Consider the following 3,073-nt stretch of genomic DNA (forward strand, 5'->3'; position numbering starts at 1 on the left):
CCCGCACCCGGCGGCGGGGGGCGGCCGGGGTGGCCGGTGCCCGCCTGCCGTCGAAGCGCCGGCTCGTCGGCACGCTCACCAGCCGGCGAGGGACGGGCAGGTCGAGGATGTCGACGTCCACCGCCCCGAAGCCGTACGCGGTGCGCTCGCCGACGCCGGCGAAGGCCGCGAACCGGGTGAGGGCCGTGAACATGGTGGCGACGAAGTCGGAGGTGCCCGCCATCAGCCGCAGGTCCGCGTGGCCGACGAAGCCGACCTGGCGCAGCCCGTGGCCGAGCTCCACCTCGGCGCTGGAGCCCCACACGCCGTCGAGGAACACCGCGTCGACCAGCGACCGCGCGTCGCCGGCGCCGATCCGCAGCGGCCCGGGCGCGAAGGCGTTCCACCGGGTGAGCAGTCCCTGGATGGCCAGCGCCGGGTCGGGCAGCGGCAGGTCACGGCCGTCGCGGGAGAAGAACGTCGGCGTGGTCATCGTCACCCGCACCCGGCGGGTGGGCGTCCCCTGGGCGAGCTGGGCGTAGGACCGCCGGGTCAGCTCGGCGCCCGTCACCTCGCGGGACTGGGAGCCGAAACGGGCCGTCGCCGGGGGCCAGCCGGGCGGAGCCGACCGGTCGTCCAGCCAGCCCAGCCGCCAGGACGTCGTCGCGCCGTCGCCGGGCAGGGCGCCGTCGGGTGGGCCGTCGGGCATCGGCGCGCCGACGCTGAACGGCGGCGGGCCTGGAGACGGCTCGGGACCCGGATACGGCAGTGGACCAGGGTACGGCTGGGCGCCGGTGTCGCCCGGCGGGCCGCCGGGGCGTCCGCCCGGCTCGGTGGGTGCGCAGATGTCGCGCGCCGCGCCGAGCAGCCAGCGAGGTGCGACGTCTGGTACGGCGCCTGCCAGCCGGATCAGAAGCATTGATGGCATCCGTGCCCTCCGCCATCGTCCCGCGCGGCCGCGTCCGGTCGTGACCCTGGCCGGACGTCCCAGGCGGGAAGCGTAGCCGACGGCGGTGTCAGCGATGTGACGGGGGTCACTTTGGTAGCGGCGAAACCGTTTTCCAGCCGAGAAAGACCGGTTCGCCCGTCTCGCGATCGGCGACCCCTCTTGAAGCGTATATCCGGCTTTCGCCCCACCCGTGCGGGGGTGGTGTGCGTTACCCCCGGGGGGTGGTGTGCGTGAGGCCCGGTCGGGCGGCCCGGGGCACGCGGCCACCACGTGAAGACGGTCAGTAGTGGATGACCGGTTCCCGGCTGAGGAGGTCGGCGTAGTCGGCGGGGAGCTGTCCGGCGACATCCTCGAACTCGGCCGGGGACACGCCGGCCTTGAGGGCGGCCACGACGGCGCGGGCATGGCGGCGGGCCTTCGTCGCGGAGCAGGAGTCGCCCTCGATCTCGGCCACGCGCCGGTAGAACTCCTGGACGCCGAAACGCTCGCCGGCCCCCACGGGTGGCAGCGCCTCGGCGAACACCGCCGGTAGCTGGGCCGCCAGGTTCCTGGTCTCCCCGCCGGAGATCCGCTCACCGAGCACCGTCAGCGTCGCGCGGACCGCCGTCTCCGCCTGTCGCGCGGACTCGAAACCGCCCGTGACCCGGATCGCCGACACAAGCTCGTCCTGTTTCATGGTTGGCCGCCTCTCGCGCGCGTGACCTGGCCCGGAGCCCGAACGAGGGACCCGTCCCCGGGTGACCAGCGACAAAACTCAGGTCCCCGGCGCCCGCCGCAAGCCCACGGGCGCGAGATCCAGCCCGCGGGCCGGGCCGCCGCCCGGACGGCTCGACGAGCGGGCCGAGCAGGAAGGCCGCGGCCACCGGGGCGAGCGCCACCAGCAGGAAGGCCGACGACCAGCCGACGCCCGTGATCAGCAGGCCCACCAGCGGCGGCGTCAGCACGGCCGAGCCGAAGTTCGCCGAGTTCTCGAACGACATCGCGGTCGCGGCCCGGCCAGGCGGCGCGAGCTCGCCCGCGGCGGTGAACGCCAGGCCGTTCCAGCACACGGTGACCGCCGCCACCACGACCAGCACGGCGACGAGCAGCGGCACCCAGGCTCCGACGGCCGCGGCGACCGCCGCCATCCCCGCCGCGGCGGCGACCGCGAGCGCGCGCAGCGGCCGCATCCGGGCGCCTGCCCGGTCGCTCCACACGCCGACGAGGATGCGGGCCGCCGCCCCGGCGGCCTGCGCGACGGTGAGCACGACCGCCGCCCGGGCGGCGCTCATCCCCCGCCCGTCGTGCAGCACCTCCACCAGGAAGGCGATCATGGTGAACTGCGGCACGATCAGCAGGCCGGCGGCCAGGCTCAGCCGCCACAACCGCCGGTCGCGCAGCACGTCCCGCGTCGACCCGGCCCGGGCGGCCGCCGCCTCGTTCGCCGTCGCGCCGGCCGAAACCGGGCCGGCCGCCGCGCGCGGCTGGGCCGGTGGCTCCCGGATGAGCGCGACCGCCGCGGCCCCGGCGACGAGGCAGCCGGCCGCCAGCGCGAAGAAGACCCCGTGGACGCCGAACCGTCCGGCGGCGGGCGGCAGGCAGGCGGCGGCGAGCCCCGACCCGAGCGGCACCGCGCACTGCCGGATGCCCATGGCCAGGCCGCGCCGGTCGGACGGGAACCAGGTCAGCACCGCCCGCCCGCTCGCGGTGGTGACACTGGCGCCCACCGCCCCGGCGAGGCCGAGCAGGACCGCCCTGGGCGCGAGCCCGTCGACGAGACCCGCGCCGAGCAGGCAGGCCGCGGCGCCGAACAGGCCTACGGCCATCGTCGGCCGCTCCCCGTACCGGTCGACGACCGGTCCCCAGACCAGAAGCGTCGCGAGGACTCCGACCGTGGGGCAGGCCAGCAGCAGCCCCAGCCCGCCCAGGCTCAGGCCGTGCGCCGCCCGCAACGCCGGCCCCACCCCCGCGAGCCCCTGGAAGTACGCGCTCGTGGACGCCTGCGCCGCGGTCCCGGCCGCCAGCACCACCCATCGGTACCGCACACCCGTCTTTCCCATATGTTGATACTACTGTCCCATATATTGAGACAACGGCGGGTGGTGGCGGCCCGCCGCCCGCTCAGGGGAGCCTGAGCGGGCGGCGTGAGCTGGGAAAACGGCGACG

Annotated in this window: 3 protein-coding genes; all 3 read right to left on the bottom strand. The window is 76.0% G+C overall.

Annotated features, from left to right (window positions below; all coding sequences use genetic code 11):
- On the bottom strand, positions 1-907 hold a 907-nt coding region (gene cas6 / locus I6A81_RS40790; protein ID WP_203010508.1), incomplete at its 3' end, for a CRISPR system precrRNA processing endoribonuclease RAMP protein Cas6.
- A gap of 301 nt (positions 908-1,208) precedes the next feature.
- On the bottom strand, positions 1,209-1,604 hold the full coding sequence (locus I6A81_RS40795; RefSeq protein ID WP_203008292.1) for a DUF2267 domain-containing protein: 396 nt from the start codon (positions 1,602-1,604) through the stop codon (positions 1,209-1,211).
- Positions 1,501-2,967: an MFS transporter gene (locus I6A81_RS40800; protein ID WP_203010509.1), complete on the bottom strand. Its 1,467-nt coding sequence runs from the start codon at positions 2,965-2,967 to the stop codon at positions 1,501-1,503. The genes I6A81_RS40795 and I6A81_RS40800 overlap by 104 nt, the downstream gene beginning before the upstream one ends.
- Positions 2,968-3,073 lie beyond the last annotated feature (106 nt).

The organism is Frankia nepalensis (assembly GCF_016786325.1).
Taxonomy (GTDB): domain Bacteria; phylum Actinomycetota; class Actinomycetes; order Frankiales; family Frankiaceae; genus Pseudofrankia; species Pseudofrankia nepalensis.

Coding starts and splice junctions, on each gene's coding strand:
- I6A81_RS40800 (WP_203010509.1), bottom strand. CDS start 2,967: ATGGGAAAGACGGGTGTGCGGTACCGATGGGTGGTGCTGGCGGCCGGG.
- I6A81_RS40795 (WP_203008292.1), bottom strand. CDS start 1,604: ATGAAACAGGACGAGCTTGTGTCGGCGATCCGGGTCACGGGCGGTTTC.